Genomic DNA, 21127 nt, shown 5'->3' with positions numbered 1-21127 from the left:
CCCTCTGGATGACATCAGTGAGAGAAATCACGGGCCTTCCAGAGACCATGGAAGAGCCTGGGATCTCTTTCCGGGCCGGGCCGCCGCCGGGCTCCACCCGGGAAGGCGGGAAGATTTCTTCCCCCATGAAGGGGCCAGCCGCATGGCTTCCGTTCAGGGGGCCTGTTCGGGCCCCTCTTTGCGGATGGCTGTTCCTTTCACCCGATCAGGATACAACCCCGCATAGACCCGATCCGGTGTCAACGGGAACGCCTCGAACCAGACGCCCGTGGCATCGTGAACGGCGGCGATGAGGGCAGGGGCCAGCGGGAGGAAGGGCATCTCGGCCATCCCCCTGACCCCCCATGGGCCCAATGGGTCCGGATGCTCCAGGATCAGGCTTTCGATCTCCTCGGGAATATCGTAGATCCCGGGGATCAGATAGGTGCTGAGGTGGCGGGTGAGGATACGACCCTGCTGCACGATGAAGTTCTCCGTGATGGCGTAGCCGACGGCCTGCACGACCCCGCCCTCGATCTGACCCCTGACGTTGATCGGGTTCACCGCCCGCCCCACATCATCCGCGCAGATCACCTTCACCGGGCGCACATGACCGGTCTCCATGTCGACCTCGACGAGGACCGCCTCGGCGACGTAGCCGTAGGTCACGTTGGGGCGTTCGGAGAAGCCGGTCTCTGGATCAAAGGGGAAGGTGCGCACCGGCCGGTAGGTGAATTCACCGACGGCCGGGCGCTCTTCGTTGCGCCATGCGGCCAGGGCCCGTTCCGCTGCGCCCCGGATGGCGTGGCCCGCCATAAAGGTCATGCGGGAGGCGGAGGAGCTTCCCGAGCTCTCCGTGAACGCGGTATCCGAGGCGCGGAGCTCAATCCGCTCCGGCGGCACCCCGAGGGCCTCGGCCGCCATCTGGATCATCACCGTATGGGCTCCCTGTCCCACGTCGGCGCCGGCGTGGAAGACGATGGCCTTCTCGATATGGGCGTCGCCGTGCAGCTCCACGCGGGCCCAGCAATGCTCCGGGAAGCCGAAGCTGTAGGCGATGTTCTTGAAACCGCAGGCGAACCCCCAGCCGTATCGTTTCGTCGGATCCGTCGAGGAGGGCGCCTCTGGCCGGATCCAGCCGCCCGCTGTCTGGCGCCAGCCGGCCGCTCGAGCGCATGCTTGGATGACTTCGGGAAGGCTCACCCCCTCCGGGACCATCCCGCCGGTGGGCATGCGGGAGCCCTCGCGCCATGCGTTTTTCAGGCGGATCTCGACCGGATCCATCCCCAGGGCCTGGGCGAGTTTGTTCATCTGGGTCTCCGCGATGAAGAGGGCTTGAGGCGCTCCGAAGCCTCGCATCGCCCCGGTCGGAGGATTGTTCGTGAGCGCCCCCCGGATATCGGCCCGAACGTTGGGGACCTCATAGGGGCCGCAGATCGACATGGTGATGTTGCCCAGGACCTTGGTGGAGGTATACGCGTAGGCGCCGACGTCGGCGATCACATCGGCCTCCACCGCCAGCAATCGCCCCTCCCGATCCGCCGCCCAGCGCACCCGGGCCACCACCGGGTGGCGCTTGTGATGGCCGATGATGGATTCCTCGCGGCTCCAGAGAATCTTCACCGGGCGGCCCAGCTTCCACGCTGCCAGGGCCAGGAGGATCTGCACCGACATATCCTCCCGGCCGCCGAAGGCTCCGCCGATCGCTGCATAGATCACCCGGATCCGATCCTCGGGGAGCCCCAGGGCATGGGCGATCTGATGGCGATCCTCGTGGGCCCACTGCCCAGCGGTCACCACCGTGATGCGTCCCTCCTCATCGATATAGGCAATCCCTGCCTCCGGCTGGAGGTAGGCATGTTCCTGGAACGGCGTCCGGTAAGTTCCCTCCACGATCACCGCCGCCTCCCGGAAGGCCGCCTCCACATCCCCCTGGCGGATCCGATAATGGCACAGCAAGTTCCCCGGATAATCCGGGTGAACCTGGGGGGCGCCCGGGCGCAGGGCCTCCTCGGGATCATAGACGCCGGGGAGATCCTCGTATTCCACCTCGATGAGATCGACCGCCCGGGCCGCGATCTTCTCGCTCTCCGCCGCCACCAGGGCGACCACATCCCCCTCGTAGCGAACCACATCCGCGCCCGGCTTGCTCCCCGGGCCACAGATCACCGGTTGATCAAAGTAAATCAGGCCGTATTCGTTCACCGGCACATCCTTCGCGGTGAACACCGCCGCCACGCCCGGCAATGCCTCCGCCCGGCGCGTATCGATCCGCCGGATCCGGGCCGGGGCCCGACCCGCCCATTTCACCTTCAGGAATAGCTGTCCGGGCAGATCCAGATCTCCCGGATAGGGAGTCCGACCCGTAACCTTTCCTTCGGCGTCTATCCGCGGGATGGAGATCCCGATGGCCATAGCTGGATTCCTCCGCTGAAGAGCTCATCCGATCGCGCCGGGAGGCGCGTAGTCATGGTAAAGCATGGAAAGCGCTCAGCGGGTCTCCGGCTCCTTCCGGAACGTTGAGCCCCTCCCGCCGGCGGCTTCTTCCACCGCGCGGATGATGCTGTAATAGCCGGTGCACCGGCAGAGATTCCCCGCAAAAGCCTGACGGATCTCCTCCGGCGTGGGTTGGGGTACTTCGTCCAGCAACACGACGCCGGACATGATAAAGCCTGGCGTGCAGTATCCGCACTGGACGGCTCCCTGGCGGATGAAAGCGGCCTGCAGCGGGTGAAGGCTCTCCCCGGCCGCCACGCCTTCCACGGTCACGATCTCCGCCCCGTGGGCCCGGGGCGCCGGGACCAAGCAGGACATGACCGCCATGCCGTCCAGGATCACGGTGCACGCGCCGCATTCTCCCTCGGCGCATCCCTCCTTCGTGCCCACCAGCCGCAGATCCTCCCGCAGCATGCGCAGGAGGGTCTTGTCGCTGGCGCCATGCACCACATAGCGACGCCCGTTGACCGTGGTAACGATCGGCTCAGGGCCCTCCGCCAGATGACGAACCCGACCGTTCCAGGTGATGAGCTCGGGGGGGATGGAGAGCCAGGGGCGGGGCTGCCCGTCGGGGCGCCTCCAGAGCAGCACCGGGCGCTCCGGAAAGCCCATCCGCTCGGTTCCTTCCCGCAGCTGGCGCAGGGCGCGCATGGTGAGCACCCGGACCATCTCCGCGCGATACCAGGCCGGCCCGCGGATATCATCGATGGGACGGGCTGCGGCCTGGGCCAGTTCCCCTGCCCGTTCGATCACGTCCTCGGTCAAGCGTTGCCCCTGCAGGAACGCCTCCGCCTCCCGGGCCCGGACAATGGTCGGCGCCACCGCCCCCAGGGCGATCCGGGCCCGGGCTACCCGGTCACCCTCCAGAGCGACGACAGCGGCGACGCTGACCACGGAAATCGCCTGAAACCGGCGCAATCCGAGCTTGAGGAAAGTTCCTCGCTCGTTCGGCTTCAGGGGCTCCAACGCGATATCCACCAGCATCTCATCGGGGGCCATGGCGGTCCGGCGGACCCCCTGGTAAAACTCCTCGAAGGAGAGGGTGCGCCGGCCCCGCGCGCTTTGGAGGGTCACGGTAGCATCCATCGCCCACAGGGGCACGATGGTGTCATTCGCCGGCGAGGCGGTGATCAGGTTGCCGGCCACCGTGCCCCGATTCCGGATCTGGGGAGATCCCACTTCCCAGCAGGCCCGGGCCAGCGGGAAGGCCCGCTCACGACAGAGAAGGGAGGCCACCACCTGATTATGCGTGACCAGAGGCCCCAGATGCAGGCGCCCATCCGGGCCGATGGTGATGGCATCCAGGTTGGGGATCCGGGTAATGTCGATCAGGATCTCCACGCCGGGGCGCTGACCCCTTTCCAGCTCCAGGAGCAAATCGGTGCCCCCGGCGATGATCCGCGCCCGGTGGCCATATTCCGCCAGCAGGCTCAGAACCTCCTCCAGGGACACTGGAGTGTAGTAAGCTTTCCACATCGGAATCCCCCTTGGATGAGCGGATGGGTTCATCTTCTCCAGTCCGGGAACGCTTTTCCCACCTAAGTTTAACGGGATTCGGACGGTCTCTCCAACTCCCTGGATCTCAGGGCATGGGCGCCTTCGGCGGGCCCGCTATTCGTATCCTCGGACTTTCAAATAGAGCGTTATCATTATCATAAAACGCACGCCGTTCGGCTCCGATCGACAAAGGCGGGGGTCCTCTTTCCCACACCGTTTCCCTGGGGCGGGCCGCCCGAAGGCGGCCCTGGCTCAGCATGGAAGAAAGGGGCATCCGCGACGTTTGCCTCTTCAGGCTTACGGCCTGAACCGGAAGCCGGGCGCTTGTGGGGCATCGGATGGGGAAGCGACCGGTTTTGATTGGCCTGACCGGGAACATCGCCTGTGGCAAAAGCACGGTGGCCCGCATGCTGGCGGAGAAGGGAGCATATATCATTGATGCGGACGCGATCGCCCATGAGGTGATCCGGAAAGGCACTCCGGCCTATGAATCCATCCTCCGCCGCTTTGGGGAGGAAATCCTCGGGCCGGATGGGGAGATCGATCGCCGGCGCCTTGGGGCGATCGTTTTCCGGGATCCCAGCGCCCTGCAGGATCTGGAAGCCGTCGTTCACCCGGCGGTGCTGGAGGAGATCCAGCGACAGATCCATGCCTGTTCAGAGGCCCCGGCGATTGTCATCGAGGCGATCAAGCTCATCGAATCCGGGTTCGCCCGGGCCTGCGATACCCTGTGGGTGGTCACCTGCCCGGAGCCCGAGCAGATCCGTCGCCTGGTGGTCGAGCGCGGGCTCACGGAGGAGGAGGCCCGCGTTCGGGTCCACGCCCAGCCCCCCCAAGAGGAAAAGATCCGGTATGCCGATGTCATCATCGATAACAGTGGGGATCTGGAAATGACCCGTCGTCAGGTTGAGCGTGCATGGCGCGAATGGGTGGATCCACGGTTGAGGAACGTTTAAAGGGCGGAAAGGGCTCCGCGGCGATTTCATCCTGCGCGCTGGAGGAACCATGAAAATCACTGTTCGTCGGGCGCGACCTGCGGATGTGGACGCCATTCGGGATCTCGTCCGCCGGGCCACCCGGGGACGCCTGGATCCCTCCGGGGATGAGGTGTTTGATCGGCTGGCCGAGCGGGGGATGCTGCTGGCCTTCAACCCGGACCGGGAGCTGGTTGGCCTGATCAGCTGGCGGGTGGAGAACCTGGTGGCCCGCATTCTGGATTTCGTGGTTGATCCTCTGGATCTGCGGCCCACGGTCGGCCGGCAGCTCATCGAGGCCGTCGAAGAGGAAGCGCGCCGTCTGGAGTGCGAGGCTTGCATGATTTACGTTTCCCCAGAGATGTCCTCTGGAGCCCTTGCGTTTTATCTGGGTCTGGGATATACCCGGTGGCCGGAGGAAAGCTTATCCGAACCATGGCGAGAGGCCGCCCATGAATTCGATGCTTTCGGTCGCGTGGCGTTGATCAAGCAGATCCGCGCCGAGCGCGTCACACGGCCGATTTGAAGCACCTATCCTCCTCAGGAGGGAGCGCGCGATGTGGGCTGCCATCAAAGGATTTGCGGAACGGCATCCTCGCCTGGCCGCGTGGATTGCCCTGGCCATCGGGATGGTGGCGATCCTCCTGTGGTCGGCACGGGACGTGGGGTTGACTCCCTCTCAGCTCCTGGCCCTGGTGATCGCGACCATCGTGCTGGCCGGGCTGTGTGTCTGGATCATCAGCTGGGAAGATGAGGAGGAAGAGACCGGCTCTTCCAGCCCGTCATCGAAGCCATAAGCCCAAAGGTTCTGTCCGCAGCCGTTTCGGCTGTTGTTCGTCCGCGGAGGGTGTTCCTCCGTTCCTCATCCTCCGGGCCCAAAGGGCCCAGGGGGCATGAAAGGGTCCTGTTATGGAACTTCTGGAGGCGTTGAAAGAGATCCGATCCGCCCAGGATCTGTTCAGCTGGCTGGATGTCTTCAACATGTGGGCGCGCGCCCGGGCTGCCGGTCCAGAAGGATCTGTGGTGCAGGCCACAGCGGAGGCAGCGCTGGAGAATCTGGCGGAGAGTTTCCCCCAACCCTCCTATGAGGCGATCCGGCTGCTGGCCCGGGCGATCCTGGGCTGGTGGTCCCTGGCGGTGGACGCGCTCGGGGCTGGCGAGGAGGCCGCCGGCCTGCGGGTTCGAGCGCTGGCGCTCGCTCGACAGCTGGATGAAGTGACCGAGCGACGCTGGGCGCTGGCTGACTGGCTGGAGACCCATCGTGCCTAATTCCACAGACGGCTGGCCAGCCGGGTAGGGCCCGGGGTGAGGACAGGCCCACTGGAAACAAACGGCGCTTATGTCGAAAAATAAAAAGCCCCGCCATGCCGTGGGCCGCCGGGCTGATGCACCCTCTCGCTCAGGTGGGGGCCTCCTGCCGGTTGCCGCCTTGACGGGCCCCGCGCGCAGGCCGTCTAACGCGTCCCCAGGCCAGAGTCCGGCCCCCGCTCTATCAGGTGTTGGCGCAAGCCGCTGAGCACGACCTCACGCACATGGCCGGGCTATTCCCTATTGTAAGTCAAAATCCCCCAGGAAGGCAAATGCCGGAAATTCCCTCGGGGTGGATTCCGGGCGGGGTGTGGCGCGCTGGGTGCCCCGCCGCTGCCCGGTCCTCCCCGAGGGGGGCAGACGGGAGGAGTGCGGCGCCTAGGTGCCGTAGACGGGTTGCTTACTTCAGCTCGAAGGACCCGCCTGGTTCCAGCACCACCACTTTCAAGCCCTTCACGGCGGCCTTCGCCTTCCGGGCCCAAGCGTGGGGATCCTGCTGGATCAATTCCCAGGTGTTATAATGCATTGGGATGACGACTTTCGGCTTCAGAAGGCGAACCGCCTGCAGGGCATCCGCCGGGCCCATCGTAAAGTTATCCCCAATGGGCAGGAGGGCAAGGTCCAGCTTCTCCGCGCCGATGAGCTTCATGTCTCCGAACAGGCCGGTGTCGCCGGCGTGGTAGATCCGATGCTTCCCCAGGTAGAGCAGGATCCCCGCCGGGTTTCCGCCATACGAGCCATCGGGCAGGACGGAACCGTGGAGCGCGGGGGTGAGCTTCACCCGGCCGAAGTCGAAATCGCGGCCTCCGCCGATGTGCAGGGGATGGGTGTTCGAAATCCCTTTGCTCTGGAACCATGAGACGATTTCATAGTTGCTGATCACCAGGGCCCCCGTTCGCCGGGCGATGTCCACCGCGTCCCCCACGTGATCCGCATGGCCGTGGGTGATCAGGATCACATCGGCATGGACCTCATCAGCTTTCACGGGAGCCATGGGGTTGCCGCTGAGGAAAGGATCGATCAGAATGCGCTTGCCGTCGCTCTCGATCAGAAAGGCGGCATGGCCATACCAGGTGATCCGAATGGCCATAAGCACCTCCTTATTCCGGGATTCCGGGGGGGGAAGGGGAGCTGTCCTTGCTTCTTTAACATGATAGCTGAATCCACAGGAATCTGCGATCCTGCCTATCATGGCCGGGGATTTTCCATCCTCTTGCCGGCTTAGGTGAAGGATCGCGCCGCTGGCTGCGCGGCGGGAGCCGGTGGAATGCTTCATCCTGCTCTGGAGGACCCGGATGCCGGATTGGATGCGCTGGCAAATTGAGTGGATCGCTCAACTGCAGAGGCTTCAGCCTCCATGGGCCATCGCCTTCTGGCGCATGATGTCGTTCCTGGGGGAGGAGCAGGCGTTCCTCCTCATCCTTTCTGCCCTGCTGTGGGGCTACCGGAAGCGCGAGGTCCTCTATACGGCCACCGGTCTTTTGCTGGGCAGTTACCTCACGTTCGTCTTAAAGGATCTCTTCGCCATGCCCCGCCCCTTCCAGGTCGCCCCGGATCAAGTTCGAGTGCTGTTGCCCGGCGGGGAGAGGCTGGGATACGGGTTGCCCAGCGGGCATGCCGTGAGCGCCGCCGCCCTCTGGGGAACGCTGGCTGGGATGGTAAGGCATCCGCTTTTCACGATCCTCGCGATCGGGCTCGTCTTTCTCATCGGCTTATCGCGAATCATCCTGGGCGTGCATTTTCCCCACGACGTGCTGGTCGGCTGGGGGGTTGGGATGCTGGTGGCGCTCCTGATGGTGTATGCAGCCCCCCGGGTGGTCCGCCGGCTGGCCACTTCCCGCGGACGGAGCGCGTTGCTCGCCGCAGGGGTGGTGATCCTCCTTTTTCTCGCTCATCGAACCCGGGAAACGGCGGTGCCGCTCGGCGCATGGCTGGGCATGGCATGGGGGGCGATCGGGGAGTCCGGTGGGAACGGATTTCATCCAGGCGGGCCGTTATGGCAGCGGGGGCTGCGCCTGGGGATCGGTCTCTTCACCTTGGGGGCGATCTATGGAGGCCTGACCGCCATGTTTGCCCTCCTCCCATCTTTCCTTTCCGAGGAGCCGGCCCTCCGGTTATTGCGGTATGTGGGGATCGGACTCTGGGTGACCTGGGGCGCACCGGTTGTCTTCCTCCGGCTGGGGCTGGCTCGTCCCCATCGGGCGATGGAGCGCCTCCCGACGGATCCCCAACCATGGGACCTCTAAGATCACTGTCGTCCCTGCACCGGGCTGGCTCTGGATCTCCAGGCGTCCATTCAGCAGATGGGCACGCTCCTCCATATTGCGCAAGCCGAAGCCGGGCTGGACCTCCGGGCCGAATCCTCGGCCGTCATCGGCGATCCGGATCTGGAGCCGGCCATCATGCAAAGCGGCGCGGATGTGGACCCGTCGGGCCCGGGCATGGCGGACAACGTTGCTTAAGGCTTCGGAGACGATGGCCAGGATATGACGCAACTGAGCTGGGGGCAATTGGGCATCCGAGGGGATCTCCCATTCGGTCTCTACATCCATGAGAGCCGGAAGGCTGTACTCCCGGATGAGGCGCTCCAGGCCATCGATCAGGCTGGCCATGGCCGGGCGGGCCTGGAGTTCCTGAAGGATCTCCCGCAGGCTCTGCACCGCCTGGTCCAGCAGGCGAACCACCGGATCGAGGGCCCTCGCGGCGGCAGGTTCCATCTGAGCCTGAACGTTGCGAACCAGCAGGCCGGCCCCGTAGATCATCTGGAGGGTGCGATCGTGCAATTCCCGGCTCATCCGCTCTCGCTCGCTGGCCAGGATCTGGGCTTCCTCCAGGCTGCTCAGCCGGCTGCTCAGCTCGATCTCAAAGATCTCCAGGGCGCGCAGCATGCCCCCCACCAGCACGATCCCCGCGAGACTGCGCAGCAGGAAGATAGGGACGCCGGTGAGATCTTGCAGGGCTTCTTCATGGATCCGATCCAGTGGGAAGACCGGGATCGCAGGCCCGACGAGGCCGGCCAGGAGGCTGTAGGCGGCGATGGCCAGCCCGGCGGTGCGGAGCATCCCGATGATGTGCGGCCGGGCCATGGGAACCAGGAGATGGAAGGTGTGGCGGCGCAGGGCGTAGGCCGCCAGCAATCCGCCAGGGAAGCCCAGGAGGCAGCGCGCGCTGGCCTCCACCCAACGCGCCCACTGCTGCAGGGAAAGAGCAGAAAGAAGGCCGATGGCGAAGGCCCCTGCGCTCCAGCCCAGGAAGAGGATCATCCCGATGGACCGCAGCCACAGCCAGCGCGGGCCGAGGGGAGCCACAATGTCAGCGCCGAACTCGAAGAGGCAGAAGAAAGCCAGCGCCAGACTCATGATCCGACCGATCATGAACAGGCTCGCCGCCTCCGCCGCGAGGGGCGAGCGCACCGGCAGGAGGAGCGCCCCGCTCCATTCATAGATGGCATGGAGGATCCCGAAGCCGGCCAGCCAGGGGAGGCTGCGGGCCAGGCGCAGGCGGCTGTGACCCCGGGATTGCAGGATCAGGCTGAGGCCAAGCGTGTAATAGACAAGACCGGCGAAGAACCGAAGGGCCGGCTCCTGATTCAGGAACAGATCCCGGATCATCCCGGCTCTCCTTTTGCCCGGAATCCCATCACCAGGGAAGGCGATTCAGGAAAATCCAGTCATAATTCCATCGATAACCATCCGGTGGAACCCGAAACGTCAGAAGGGCGAAATCGGCTCCTCCTTCCCAGAATACCTGATAACGCCCCGGCGCAAGCGGCTCTTTCCACTCCCAGATCTCCGCCACGACCTCCCCCGCCGATCGAGCCCCTGGGAACCACCCTTCAGGAGGCGTCAGGCCCACCACAGTCCCATCAGGGGATCGAAGGAGCAATCGGTGCGTATCCTTCTCGATGGGCCGATCCGCTCGCCAGACGAGGTGCACCCGCCATCGCGGCGTGCCGTCGATCTCGGTGTGCCACGCCTGGCTTTCCAGGATGGTGATCCCGATGGGGAGCGTGGGTCCCGGGCGACGGGATTCTTCGAGCAGCGGACGGATCTCGACGAAGCCGATCGGCACCGCCTCCTCCCCCGTTTCGGTCCGCAGGCGTCGCCATCCGGATCCCACCGGCTCATACATGCCGATCACGACCCGATAGCGGCCGGCGGGTAGAAAGGGAGGCACGCCGATGGCGATCGTCTGGGTGATGGGCAACCCAACCTCCCACGCCTCTGTGGGCGGCACCGGCTCGCGGTCCGTCCCGGCCCGGTAGCGCCCCTCTGAATCCCAGAGATGGGCGAAAACCACGTAACGGCGGGCAATGGGGCGTTCGGCCCGCCAGCGCAGGCCGATCCGAACGCTCCCCCGGGGCTCGGCGACCGGGTCCAGGAGGGCGATCGCCTCCAGGCGAATACCCTCCTCAAAGCGGACATGGAGAGGCTGCCAAGATAAGGAATCCGGCCATGGCACGAAGCGGAAGACTTCCGCCATGGGATACCAGGCATGGCGGTCAAATGGTCCCTGTCGGGCGAGGGTCTCCGCCACCGGCCGGTAAAGCTCCTGAAAGAAGGTCACACCGATCAGCCAGGTGGGCTCGTGCAGCCGACCCTCCTGGCGGATGAGATCCTCCATCGAACGCAGGCGGGGCCGGGTCTCCGGGTAGAAGAGGGCCATCTCCGCCTGGTTCCAGTAGCCGTGGAAGATCAGGCGATCCGTCGGATAGGCAAGGGTATGCAGGGTGGCGTAGAGCTCCCGCTGGGCTTCCACATAAATCGGTGCGTTCTCATAAACCGCCCATGTTCGTCCGATGCCGTACACCCCCAGGATGAGGAAAAGGGGGGTCAGGAGCCGCCGCCATCGGCGGCTCCAGCCGGTGGTCAGCATCCACACATAGAAAGGCAGGATCGGGGAAAAATAACGGGCGGCATAGAAGGGGAAACGAAGGGCCAGCGCCAGCCCGATCCCGATGGGAATCGCCATCGCCAGCCCGAGGCGGAGGGTTCGAGCGGAGATCGCCGCCCCGATCCCAATGGCCGTGAGCATGGCCCCGACCCCGCCCAGCAGCCCATCGGCTCCAATGCCGATCCCCAGAGCGCCCATCAGGTTCGCCAGAACCTCGAAGGGAGTGGGGCGAATGGGGATCCGCGCCAGGGTCTGCACCGTATGGTCCAGCGAGGGGCCCAGCGCGCCGATCGACCAGAGAAGCAGGGGAAGGGTCGCCAGGGCGATGAGGAGGGTTTCTCGAAACCAGGAGCGCGGACCCCGGGTCAGCAGACGCTGGGCGGGGAGGAAGAAGACCCCATAGAAATGGGTGAGGGTCAACCCCCAGGCGCTGAGCAACCATCCCCGATCGCGCCCACGCAGGGCATGCCATGCCCCCAGGGCGCTCCAGGCGATCGCCATGGAATACATCCGGCCGATCGTAGCCATGGCGAAGAACAGCGGGTTCAATCCGAGGAGGAGCATCGCCAGCGTTGCGGTGCGCTGGCCGGCCGCCGCCTTTACCAGACGGTAAACGAGCGCGAGGGCCAGGAGGGCGAAGAACAGCGAAACGAATTTCAGGGCCAAGGGGTGCGGAACCAGCCGGAGCCATCCCCAGAGCAGAACATAATAGAGGGGCGGATGGCTGTCCCGGGCCACCGCTCGCAAAGTGTCCGGCAGATTGTAGATCAGGACGATGGCCCCATGGGCCTCGTCGTTGTGCACAAAGGCCGAGGGAAGCGCGATCAGCTCCAGCGCAAAGAAAAGAGCGAGGAGACCCAGAGGGATCGCTCGGGATCCCCGCTGGCTGGATCCCATCGAATGGGGCTGGCCGAAGCGTCGTGCGTTCATGAGAGTTTGCCGGAGATGAAAAAGCGGATCCGGGATCTCCACTACGGCCGTCCGTGGCTTTCCTCGCACAATCGAAGGCCCTTCGATGCGTTTTCCTCCTGGGGCGAGAGGGAAAGCGCAAGCGCGAACCAGGGGCGCGCCTTTTCGCAATCTCCCAGATAATACTCCGAGAGCCCCAGGATGTAGGCCATCTCCACCAGCCGGGCGCAACGGGGTTCCCCGCTCACCGTCTCTGGGGTGCAGGCCTTCCCTTCCTGGCGCAGGACCTCCTGGAGCCGGGCGATGCCCCGGGGGAGATGCTCCTCCCGAACGACCTCCTCATACTGGCGGCGGGCATACAGGGTGATCCCCAGATGGTAAAGGATCCGCCAGTCATCGGGGCCATAGGTTCGCGCCCGCTCCAGGGTTTGCTGGGCCTCCTCCAGACGCCCCAGGTTGTAATAGAGCCAGCCCAGCTCATCCAGAACCCGCGGGTCCTCGGGCCGCAGGGCGGCCGCTCGCTGGAACGCCTCCACCGCGACCGGGGTCTGGCGAAGAACCAGGGCGTTGCGCCCCAGGGCCAGCCAGACGATCACCATGTGGGGGTCCCGGGCCAGGGCTTCCCGATAGGCCGCCATGGCCTCGGCGTAGCGCCCCATAGTCTCATACACGTAGCCCAGCGCTCGATGGGCGTCCGGATGTTCTGGATCCAGGGATAGGGCTTTCTGGGCCGCCGCCAGGGCCGCTTGCGGACGATGGGCGTCCGCATAGGCTTCCGCCAGATAGGCGTGGAGAGGGGCGGATTCCGGTGCCCGGGCGATGGCCTGCTCGCCCGCCTGGAGCGCTTCCGGGATCTTCCCCTGCCAGTCCAGGATCAGCGCTGCCATCCCGAGGACCATCGGATCCTCCGGGGCCAGCCGTCGGGCGCGTTCCATCCAGGTGGCAGCTTCCTCCAGGCGATTGCTGAAGGCCAGAAGGCGGATCAGGGGAGGATACCGGGCCGGATTTTCGGGTTCCAGGGAAAGGGCCAGCCGGTAGCTTTCCTCGGCCCGCCGGAGATCCCCTGCCCGGTAGGCGGCTTCCGCCTGCTGCGCATAATGATCCGCAGAGGGAGTCGGGGTTGGAGAAGGGCTTCCCCTCATCGCCGGACGATTCGTTCCCAGCGACCGGTCGATCCAGATCAGAACGGCCAGGGCCACGAGATCCAGGACCAGCCAGAACAGCCAGCGGCGCCGGCTCATCCTTCCTCCAGCCCCCGGAGGACCATCGAGGCGGTGGCCAGGTTGGTGGCCAGCGGAACGTTATGCACATTGCACAGCCGCATCACCGTGCGGATGTCCGGCTCATGGGGGTGAGCGTAAAGGGGATCCACCAGGAAGATCACGGCGTCGATCTTCCCCTCCACCACCATCGCAGCGATCTGGGCGTCCCCGCCCTGGGGACCGGAGCGGACACAGGCCACCTCCAGGCCCAGGGCTTCCTGGAGGGTGCGCCCGGTTGTCGCCGTCGCCACCAGATCATAGCGGGCCAGGCGGTCCCGCTCGCGCCGGGCCCACTCCACCAGCTCCCCTTTCTTTCCATCGTGGGCGATGATCGCGATCCGTTTGGGCATGGCCGGCGATCCAGATGAGGATGGGTTCCTTATCGAGTTTAGCTCAATCGGATGCGGGGGAGGGCTGGCCACGCGGTTCGCGAGCTCCGGAACGTCACGGGCTTCCCGCCCGCTCGGCGATTCCCGCCGGGGGCGTCCTCCGGTTATACTGGGAACCAAAGGCTTTCCCTCATAGAAAGATGGGGGGTCGCTCCATGCGCATCCTTCTCGTGGGAGGTCTTGGCCTCAGCGGTTTCCTGTTGCTGGCCGCCCTGATCGGGCTCCAGCCCATCCAGGCCAACCATGTCTCCGTTTCGATCGCCTCCCCCTCGGATCCGGTGGTCCCGGTTTCCCTCGCCGAAACCCTCCTGGATCCCGGACCGGGTTTATCTCCGGGGGTCGCCAGAGTCCATCCGGTCTCCGGAGATGTGTGAATCTGCCGGGCCGGCGGGGCCACTATCCTCCGGGGCGCCGCGCTCCGGGAGATCGTGCCCGGCTCCTGCGCGCTGAGTTTCCATGCGCAAACCCCGCGCTGGTTCACGGCGGATGGCCGCTCGGTGGTGATCATGAGCGGGACCACCCCGATCGCCCGGGTGAACCTCCCGTATACGGTGACCGGAGGGGTCCTCCATCCCCGGACCCAGCTGCTGTATGTGGCCATGCAGGCGAATCCCTATCCGCCGATCTCGACCCACCTGGCCGTCATCAGCGCCACGTCCGTTCTAACGATCATGAGCGCTCCCGGTGCGTCTTTTCTGGTCCCGCATCCGGAGAGCGGGGATCTGTATCTGGGCGTTTACACCGGCACCCAGAGGCTGTGGATCCTGAGCGGGACGGAGCGGGTGGCCTCCCTTCCCCTGGACGGACCCCTTCACTTCATCGTCTATCATCCTTACAGCCGCCTCACCTATGTGGCCAGCCCGAACGAGATGAAGATCCTCCACGGCCGCTCGGTGAGCGCCACCCTCCCGGTGACCGAGACCTACGAGATCGCGGTGGATCCGGATAGCGAGCGGGTGTATGCGACCCATTGGATTCCGGATTTCATCACGGTCCTCTCGCGGACGGAGGTGATCACCCGCATTCCCTTCCCGCACGGTTACAATCCCATCGACGTCATCCCCTCCTCCGGGGAGATCGTGGGGGGGGCGTTCTTCAGTCAGGAGATCCACATCTTCTCCCGCGAGCTGTCCCGCTTAACCGTGATCTCCATGCCCGTTCGTCCCCACTTCATCGCGGCCACCCCCTCCCAGTGGGTCTACATAACCGGGAAGGAACCTGATCCCGGACTATCGACGGATCTTTGGGTGCTCAGCCGGACCACTCCGGTTGCCGAATACCCGAACGGGTTTGGCCTGGGCTCCCTGGCGCTCTCCCCCGACGGGAAGCGGCTTTACGCCCTGAACGCGTTCGAAGGCACCCTGTATGTCCTGTCCGGGACCGGGGTCCTCACCGTTAGCCATCTGGTCCCATGGGGCCCTTCGATCCTTTTGCCTTCGGAACGCCGGATCGCCGTGGACGCGGGGACCGGATGGGTATATGTGGCGCATCCTTGGGTCCTGTTGTTATGGATCCTTCAGGAGGATGGGTGGATCACCTGGCCTCTGAGCGCTGCCGTCTCGACCCTGTTTTCGGATCCGGTGCATGGCGTGGTCTGGGGAGGGGCCTCAGACCGGCCGTGGCTGCTGGCGATCACGGGGACGACGGTCTACACCCTTCCAATTGGAGGGGAGAGCCCGTTGTTCTGGCCTCCCGTTCGGGAGATCGCGGTGGATCCTGAACGCCATTACCTCTATGTGAGGAGCAGCGCTCAGGTGGCGGTTTTCTCTTTGACCAGCCCCATCACGGCTTCTTTCTGGCTGACCACGACGGGGGAAGTGTATCCTCCTCGGGCCCTCACGGTGCAGCCGGCGAACGGCCTGGCCTATGTGGGATCCGGGATCGGGGCCACCGGCACGGTGTGGATCCTGGAGGGTCCCGCCCGTGTGGCCAGCCGGACCGTCGAGGGGGTGCCCGTGGCCATCGGGGCGGATCCGGCATCCGGCTGGGTCTACGTGGCCTTGAGCGGGACCCGTCAGGTGGCGGTGCTGACAGGGACGCAGTGGGCGTTCACCGTCTCTCTCCCCTTTGAGCCCCGTCGGATCTGGGTCAGCCCCTGGAGCCGGCTGGCGTATGTGGCCAGCGATTTCCAGATCGCAGCCCTGGAGGGCCCCAGCGTTCGGAAGATCCTCACCACCGGGATCTTCCCGCGGGACATGGTCTTCGATCCCGTTGCCCGGCTTGCTATCCTCAGCCATGAAGGGGACAATCGCCTCGTGTGGATCGAGGAGCGGATCCTGGATCGTCGAATCTGGCTTCCCTTGATCATGAAGGGACCTTAGCCCAACAGCGATCGGATCGGGGCCTCCAAAGAGGGCCCCTTGAAAGGGACGGTCCCGCAAGATCATGGACCCATTCTGAAGGCTTCGGTGCACATGGTGGCCGTTGATGAATAGATGAATTAAGGAGGAGAGCTCAGAGCGATGGAGTGGATTATCCTGGCGTGGATAACCATGGGGATCGGGATCCTGGGCGTTGGAGTGGGGCGACGGCTTCCCAGCCTGCGGGGAGCCAGCCTGGCAGTGGGCCTCGCCCTCACAGGAGCTCTGGGGCTCTGGTTGCTGGCGTGGCGCCAGCCTCCCCAGGAAGTCGCCCTTCGCCTGGAGCGGCCCTTCTCCGTCTTTCAGACGGCCTGGGTCTTCCGTCTCACGACTCCGGTCTGGGGGCAGGGCCTGGGGGTTCTGCTGGCCGGGTTCCTGGTGGCCTGGATGGGGGTGGCCCATCCCGGTCAGGGCCGGGGATGGCCGCGAGCCCTGGCCCTCGGGATGGTGGTTGTGGCCACCGGTGCTGCTCTAACGGCGGATCTCTTCACCCTTCTCATGGCATGGGCCGCGCTGGACGCGATGTTCTTGGCTTTCCTTCTGATCCGACGGGGCCAGGCCGTCGCGGATCGGGCGGTTATGGCCGGCCTGGTGAACGGGGCGGCCCTTTTGAGCCTCTGGGCGGCGGCCTGGCAGATCTGGCGTTCCGGCGACAGCCTCTTCTGGAGCCGCATGGCGGGGATCGCTCCGCTCCCCTTCCTGGTGCTCGCCGCGCTGATTCGCCTGGATATTTACCCGTTTCATGTCGGGCGCCCGCCGGAGCTGGCCGATGAGGTGAATCGCGTCGCATTGCTGTATATCTTGCCGACTGCCGTGGGGCTGATGCTATGGGGCCATCTCGCCCCGCTGATCCGCGGATGGCCAGGGATGCCGTGGGTGGCCGCGGCTCTGGGGCTGACTGCTCTGCTGGGGGGGCTCTGGGCGTGGGCGGAGCCCGATCCGCGGGCGGGGTTGGTGGAGGCGGCATGGGGAAGCGCCGCCTGGTGGGCGCTGGCCGGGCTGGCCCATCCGGACGTCGCTCCGCTGGCGGCCATCCTGTGGCCGGTTGGCTTTGCCCTGATCTTCGCTGGCCGTCCCTTCGATCGAACGTCCCTATGGGGGGTTCCCGCCCTGGCGGCGATCCTGACGATCGCCGGCCTGCCCATGATGCCGGGCATGCGGATCGCTGCGGCTCCCTTTCAGGCATGGCCTTTCTGGGCCTGGCCCCTCCTGACGCTTCCCTCCGCTTTGCTGCTGGGCGCTCTATGTCGGGATTGGCTTCGGGCGGCGGAGGAGCCCCTGCCTTCTGAACGAATCTGGCGGGCCGCTTATGGCCTCGCCCTGGCGCTGGGGATGTTCGGGTTGATCACGCTGGGCGGGCTGTTCGGGGCCTGGCAGGATGTGCCGGTGGTTTTTCGCCTTCCCCTGCTTGCGAGCCTCGGGCTGGGGATCATTGGCCTATGGCAGGCGGATAAGATGCATGCAGCGGCTCGGGGCTGGGCCCGGGTGCGTCCGTTCCTGTCGCTGGAATGGATGTATGAGGGCCTCACGCGTCTCATCTCCCATCCTGCCAGGGCTTTGCAGCAGGGTCTGGAATTTCTCAGCCACCCCGCCGTGATGTGGCTGTGGGCGCTGGTGATCGCGGGGATTCTCTTCCTCTTCTGGCAGGAAACTTCCCATTAGCGCCTTTCAAGGGCGTTGCTGGAGCGCGTTCCGGCGATCGCTGACCGTTGGAACCTCGCTCGCTCTCGCGCGGTTTGACAGGTTTTCACCCTGCCGCTATAATTTCTGGTTGCGTCTGCCGGGTAGGGCTTCCCCGGGGTCCTCTTTCCCGCTGCCGCGCCGCGGGGGCGTTCCGTAGCGTGGCAAGCCCAGCAGGGTGGCAAAGAACGGCTCTCGGCCGATCGGCGCTTCCGGAATCCAGAGGAGATCCATTTGTCCTCCCCGAGGCAGGCGAATGCATCCCGGTCGACAGGAAGGAGATCCATGCGACGGGGTCGTGCACCGAAACGAGAGATCGCTCCCGATATCCGATATAACAGCGTGTTGGTCGCCAAGCTGATCAACAAAGTGATGATGAACGGCAAAAAGAGCCTGGCGATGCGGATCGTCTACAGCGCTTTCGATTTGATCGAGCGCCGCACCGGGCGGCCGGCCATGGAGATTTTTGAGAAGGCCTTGGCGAACACCAAGCCACTGTTGGAGGTTCGCCCGCGCCGGGTGGGCGGCGCTACCTATCAGATCCCTCTGGAGGTGCCGCCGGATCGCCAGGTCAGCTTAGCGCTGCGCTGGATTGTGAACGCCGCCCGGGAACGTCCTGGGAAGTCGATGATCGAGAAGCTGGCGGCCGAGCTGATCGACGCGGCCAATGGGACGGGGGCGGCGGTTAAAAAGCGTGAGGATACCCATCGCATGGCGGAGGCCAACCGCGCCTTTGCGCATTATCGGTGGTGAGCGGCCGATCCCCATCTGGGGAAGGGTGTTCACCTGCCGGGATTTGCAGATGGGTGTTACGCCGTTGACCCCCTCGGGGGAGGGGCTCTCCTGCGGAAGCCCAACGGCGTCGGTCTGTTGAAGAGGATGGCCGTTCGCGGCAGGCGAGACGGCTGGGGCCGTGACCCTGTCGCTGAACAACCTGCTGGTTTCCCGCCGGTTTCAGAAAAATGGGCCGGCCGCTGAAGGCAGCTGGTCGGAAAAGATGAAGGATATTCCCTTTTGGGTCAGACGAGACAACGAGAAGAGGGGAAGGGGCTTGATTTTCCCCCTTGATGTTCCATCGTGTCAGTCCAGCTCATCTGACAGAGTTACAGGAGCAAGGAGAGATGCCGCGGGAAGTTCCAATTGATAAGATCCGGAATATCGGAATCATCGCTCATATCGATGCGGGCAAAACCACCACCACCGAGCGCATCCTGTTCTATACCGGCAAAACCTATAAGCTGGGCTCCGTCGATGAGGGGACCACGGTTACGGATTATATGGAACTGGAGCGCGAGCGGGGGATCACCATCACCGCTGCGACAGTAGCCTGTTACTGGCGGGGACACCAGATCAACATCATCGACACCCCCGGGCACATCGATTTCACCGCTGAGGTCCAACGGAGCCTGCGTGTGCTGGACGGGGGTGTCGTTGTTTTTGACGCAGTGCATGGGGTGGAGCCCCAATCCGAGACGGTGTGGCGTCAGGCGGATCGTTACGGTGTTCCCCGCATCTGTTTCGTGAACAAAATGGATCGGGTGGGGGCGGATTTCTGGAACACGATCCAGATGATCCGGGATCGCCTGGGGGCGAATCCGGTTCCGATTCAGATCCCGATCGGGGCGGAGGCGGATTTCCGGGGAGTGGTGGATCTCCTGGAGAAGCGGGCGATTTACTGGGTGGATGAGCTGGGGACCCAGATGGCCTATGAGCCGATCCCTCCCGAACTGGAGGAGGAGGCCCGACATGCCCGGGAGACCCTGGTGGAACGGATCGCCGAGACCGATGATGAGCTGACGATGAAATATCTGGAGGGCGAGCCGATCACCATCGAGGAGCTCCGGGCCGCCCTCCGCCGGGCCACCATCGCCGGGAAGCTGGTCCCGGTGCTGTGCGGCTCCGCGCTCCGCAACAAAGGGATCCAGCCGCTGCTGGACGCGATCGTGGATTACCTGCCTTCCCCTGTGGATATCCCACCTGTGAAGGGGGTGAATCCGATCACCGGTCAGGAGGAAACCCGACCGGCTTCGGACGACGCCCCGCTGGCCGCGCTGGTGTTCAAAGTGGTGACCGATCCATATGTCGGTCGTCTGGTCTATTTCCGGGTCTATTCGGGGAAGATCACCGCAGGCCAGCAGATCACCAACTCCACCCGTGGGAACAAGCGGGAGCGTGTGGGACGGGTCCTGCGGATGCATGCGGACCGTCGGGAGGAGATCAAAGAGGTCTATGCCGGGGATATCGCGGCCACGCTGGGCCTGAAGGATACGTTCACCGGCGACACCCTGTGCGATCCGGAAGCGCCGATCATCCTGGAAAGCATTACCTTCCCGGAGCCGGTGGTCTCTGTGGCCATCGAGCCCAAGACGATCGCGGATCAGGATCGCCTGAGCGAAGCCCTGCGCAAACTGGCAGAGGAGGACCCCACTTTCCGGGTCCGCACGGATCCGGAAACGGGCCAGACCATCATTTCCGGGATGGGGGAGCTGCATCTGGAGGTCCTGATCGAGCGGATGAAGCGGGAGTTCCGGGTGCAGGCGAATGTGGGGCGCCCGCGGGTGGCTTATCGGGAGACATTCACCCGGCCGGTGAAGGGCGTGGAGGGACGTTTCGTGCGGCAGACGGGCGGCCGGGGCCAGTATGGGCACGTGATCATCGATTTCGAGCCCCTGGAGCGGGGCAAGGGGTTTGAGTTCGTCGATGCCACCGTCGGCGGGATCATCCCCAAGGAGTTCATTCCGGCCATTGAGAAGGGCCTGATCGAGGCCATGGAGGCCGGGGTGCTGGCCGGGTATCCGCTGACGGATATCCGGGCCACTCTGGTCGGCGGCTCCTATCACGAGGTGGACTCCTCGGAGATGGCCTTCAAGGTGGCGGCCTCGCTGGCGCTCCGGAACGCGGCGGAGAAGGCCGCCCCGGTGCTGCTCGAACCCATCATGCGCGTGGAGGTCATCGTCCCGGAGACCTACACCGGGGATGTGGTGGGGGATCTCTCCTCCCGTCGGGCCCAGATCCAGGGGATCGAGAACCGGGGGAAAGGCATCCAGGCCATCCGGGCGCTGGTGCCGCTGGCCGAGATGTTCGGCTATGCGACCACCCTGCGCTCCATCACCCAGGGCCGCGGCACTTTCTCGATGGAATTCGACCATTACGCGGAGGTGCCGCCGCATATCGCGGAATCGATCATCCGGGCAGGTGAGAAGAAGCCGGTAGGCCGATAGTGGCAATGGATCCTGCATCCAGATCACCTTATGGAGGTGCAACGATGTCGAAGGCGGTGTTTGTGCGGGCGAAGCCGCATGTGAATGTGGGGACGATTGGGCATATAGATCATGGGAAGACGACGCTGACGTCGGCGATTACGAAGGTGTTGTCGTTGA

17 protein-coding genes and 1 pseudogene are annotated in these 21127 nt (G+C 64.9%); 11 read left to right on the top strand and 7 right to left on the bottom strand.

The genetic code is table 11. The features are described 5' to 3' along the window. Positions 1–153: 153 nt before the first annotated feature. Both VAE54_RS07575 and VAE54_RS07570 read right to left on the bottom strand, forming a co-directional pair. A complete protein-coding gene (locus VAE54_RS07575; protein WP_322801342.1) occupies positions 154–2394 on the bottom strand; it encodes a xanthine dehydrogenase family protein molybdopterin-binding subunit in 2241 nt (746 codons plus the stop codon). A gap of 75 nt (positions 2395–2469) precedes the next feature. Continuing rightward, positions 2470–3951 carry an FAD binding domain-containing protein gene (locus VAE54_RS07570; RefSeq protein ID WP_322801341.1) on the bottom strand — a complete coding sequence of 494 codons (1482 nt, stop codon included), beginning with the start codon at positions 3949–3951 and terminating at the stop codon, positions 2470–2472. Between the two features lie 359 nt (positions 3952–4310). Here VAE54_RS07570 and coaE point away from each other — a divergent pair, with 359 nt between their 5' ends. The 4 genes from coaE (at position 4311) to VAE54_RS07550 (ending at position 6215) form a co-directional block, all read left to right on the top strand. Next, complete coding sequence (coaE, locus tag VAE54_RS07565; RefSeq protein WP_322801340.1) at positions 4311–4928, top strand: dephospho-CoA kinase; 618 nt, start codon at positions 4311–4313, stop codon at positions 4926–4928. Between the two features lie 49 nt (positions 4929–4977). After that, positions 4978–5472, top strand: coding sequence for a GNAT family N-acetyltransferase (locus VAE54_RS07560; RefSeq protein WP_322801339.1), 495 nt, complete (start codon positions 4978–4980; stop codon positions 5470–5472). Between the two features lie 31 nt (positions 5473–5503). Beyond that, the gene (locus tag VAE54_RS07555; protein WP_322801338.1) at positions 5504–5743 is read left to right on the top strand and encodes a hypothetical protein; all 240 of its coding nucleotides are present in this window, start codon (positions 5504–5506) and stop codon (positions 5741–5743) included. Between the two features lie 112 nt (positions 5744–5855). Then, positions 5856–6215: a hypothetical protein gene (locus tag VAE54_RS07550; RefSeq protein WP_322801337.1), complete on the top strand. Its 360-nt coding sequence runs from the start codon at positions 5856–5858 to the stop codon at positions 6213–6215. 439 nt (positions 6216–6654) lie between these two features. Here VAE54_RS07550 and VAE54_RS07545 read toward each other — a convergent pair whose 3' ends face one another. After that, positions 6655–7344 (bottom strand): metal-dependent hydrolase, encoded by a 690-nt coding sequence (locus VAE54_RS07545; protein ID WP_322801336.1) that lies wholly within the window; start codon positions 7342–7344, stop codon positions 6655–6657. 205 nt (positions 7345–7549) lie between these two features. Between VAE54_RS07545 and VAE54_RS07540 the strand changes: the two are divergent. Beyond that, positions 7550–8056, top strand: a pseudogene (locus tag VAE54_RS07540) (phosphatase PAP2 family protein); the annotation flags it as partial. Positions 8057–8368: 312 nt separating this feature from the next. On the opposite strand, the gene VAE54_RS07535 reads toward VAE54_RS07540, so the two are convergent. From VAE54_RS07535 to mgsA, 4 genes are read right to left on the bottom strand one after another with little or no spacing between them, the layout of a single operon-like run. Beyond that, the gene (locus VAE54_RS07535; protein ID WP_322801335.1) at positions 8369–9865 is read right to left on the bottom strand and encodes a sensor histidine kinase; all 1497 of its coding nucleotides are present in this window, start codon (positions 9863–9865) and stop codon (positions 8369–8371) included. Positions 9866–9893: 28 nt separating this feature from the next. After that, positions 9894–12077 carry a glycosyltransferase family 39 protein gene (locus VAE54_RS07530; protein ID WP_322801334.1) on the bottom strand — a complete coding sequence of 728 codons (2184 nt, stop codon included), beginning with the start codon at positions 12075–12077 and terminating at the stop codon, positions 9894–9896. Between the two features lie 41 nt (positions 12078–12118). Beyond that, positions 12119–13297 (bottom strand): tetratricopeptide repeat protein, encoded by a 1179-nt coding sequence (locus tag VAE54_RS07525; RefSeq protein WP_322801333.1) that lies wholly within the window; start codon positions 13295–13297, stop codon positions 12119–12121. After that, positions 13294–13668 carry a methylglyoxal synthase gene (mgsA, locus tag VAE54_RS07520; RefSeq protein WP_322801332.1) on the bottom strand — a complete coding sequence of 125 codons (375 nt, stop codon included), beginning with the start codon at positions 13666–13668 and terminating at the stop codon, positions 13294–13296. The genes VAE54_RS07525 and mgsA overlap by 4 nt, the downstream gene beginning before the upstream one ends. Positions 13669–13862: 194 nt before the next feature. Between mgsA and VAE54_RS07515 the strand changes: the two genes are divergently transcribed. From VAE54_RS07515 to VAE54_RS07490, 6 genes are all read left to right on the top strand, one after another. Further along, positions 13863–14081 carry a hypothetical protein gene (locus VAE54_RS07515; protein ID WP_322801331.1) on the top strand — a complete coding sequence of 73 codons (219 nt, stop codon included), beginning with the start codon at positions 13863–13865 and terminating at the stop codon, positions 14079–14081. 54 nt (positions 14082–14135) lie between these two features. After that, positions 14136–16028, top strand: a complete 1893-nt coding sequence (locus VAE54_RS07510) for a YncE family protein (protein ID WP_322801330.1) — start codon at positions 14136–14138, stop codon at positions 16026–16028. A 141-nt stretch (positions 16029–16169) separates the two neighbouring features. Continuing rightward, positions 16170–17729 (top strand): hypothetical protein, encoded by a 1560-nt coding sequence (locus VAE54_RS07505; protein WP_322801329.1) that lies wholly within the window; start codon positions 16170–16172, stop codon positions 17727–17729. 303 nt (positions 17730–18032) lie between these two features. Next, positions 18033–18500 carry a 30S ribosomal protein S7 gene (gene rpsG / locus VAE54_RS07500; protein ID WP_322801328.1) on the top strand — a complete coding sequence of 156 codons (468 nt, stop codon included), beginning with the start codon at positions 18033–18035 and terminating at the stop codon, positions 18498–18500. 368 nt (positions 18501–18868) lie between these two features. After that, on the top strand, positions 18869–20968 hold the full coding sequence (fusA, locus tag VAE54_RS07495; protein ID WP_322801327.1) for an elongation factor G: 2100 nt from the start codon (positions 18869–18871) through the stop codon (positions 20966–20968). Positions 20969–21012: 44 nt separating this feature from the next. Next, a partial coding sequence (locus VAE54_RS07490; protein ID WP_299282441.1) for a GTP-binding protein occupies positions 21013–21127 on the top strand: 115 nt, incomplete at its 3' end.

The sequence above is a fragment of the Thermoflexus sp. genome (assembly GCF_034432235.1).
In the GTDB taxonomy this organism is placed as follows: domain Bacteria; phylum Chloroflexota; class Anaerolineae; order Thermoflexales; family Thermoflexaceae; genus Thermoflexus.
This window is presented reverse-complemented; position numbering and strand designations above follow the sequence as displayed.

Coding starts and splice junctions, on each gene's coding strand:
- VAE54_RS07575 (WP_322801342.1), bottom strand. CDS start 2,394: ATGGCCATCGGGATCTCCATCCCGCGGATAGACGCCGAAGGAAAGGTT.
- VAE54_RS07570 (WP_322801341.1), bottom strand. CDS start 3,951: ATGTGGAAAGCTTACTACACTCCAGTGTCCCTGGAGGAGGTTCTGAGC.
- coaE (WP_322801340.1), top strand. CDS start 4,311: ATGGGGAAGCGACCGGTTTTGATTGGCCTGACCGGGAACATCGCCTGT.
- VAE54_RS07560 (WP_322801339.1), top strand. CDS start 4,978: ATGAAAATCACTGTTCGTCGGGCGCGACCTGCGGATGTGGACGCCATT.
- VAE54_RS07555 (WP_322801338.1), top strand. CDS start 5,504: ATGTGGGCTGCCATCAAAGGATTTGCGGAACGGCATCCTCGCCTGGCC.
- VAE54_RS07550 (WP_322801337.1), top strand. CDS start 5,856: ATGGAACTTCTGGAGGCGTTGAAAGAGATCCGATCCGCCCAGGATCTG.
- VAE54_RS07545 (WP_322801336.1), bottom strand. CDS start 7,344: ATGGCCATTCGGATCACCTGGTATGGCCATGCCGCCTTTCTGATCGAG.
- VAE54_RS07535 (WP_322801335.1), bottom strand. CDS start 9,865: ATGATCCGGGATCTGTTCCTGAATCAGGAGCCGGCCCTTCGGTTCTTC.
- VAE54_RS07530 (WP_322801334.1), bottom strand. CDS start 12,077: ATGAACGCACGACGCTTCGGCCAGCCCCATTCGATGGGATCCAGCCAG.
- VAE54_RS07525 (WP_322801333.1), bottom strand. CDS start 13,297: ATGAGCCGGCGCCGCTGGCTGTTCTGGCTGGTCCTGGATCTCGTGGCC.
- mgsA (WP_322801332.1), bottom strand. CDS start 13,668: ATGCCCAAACGGATCGCGATCATCGCCCACGATGGAAAGAAAGGGGAG.
- VAE54_RS07515 (WP_322801331.1), top strand. CDS start 13,863: ATGCGCATCCTTCTCGTGGGAGGTCTTGGCCTCAGCGGTTTCCTGTTG.
- VAE54_RS07505 (WP_322801329.1), top strand. CDS start 16,170: ATGGAGTGGATTATCCTGGCGTGGATAACCATGGGGATCGGGATCCTG.
- rpsG (WP_322801328.1), top strand. CDS start 18,033: ATGCGACGGGGTCGTGCACCGAAACGAGAGATCGCTCCCGATATCCGA.
- fusA (WP_322801327.1), top strand. CDS start 18,869: ATGCCGCGGGAAGTTCCAATTGATAAGATCCGGAATATCGGAATCATC.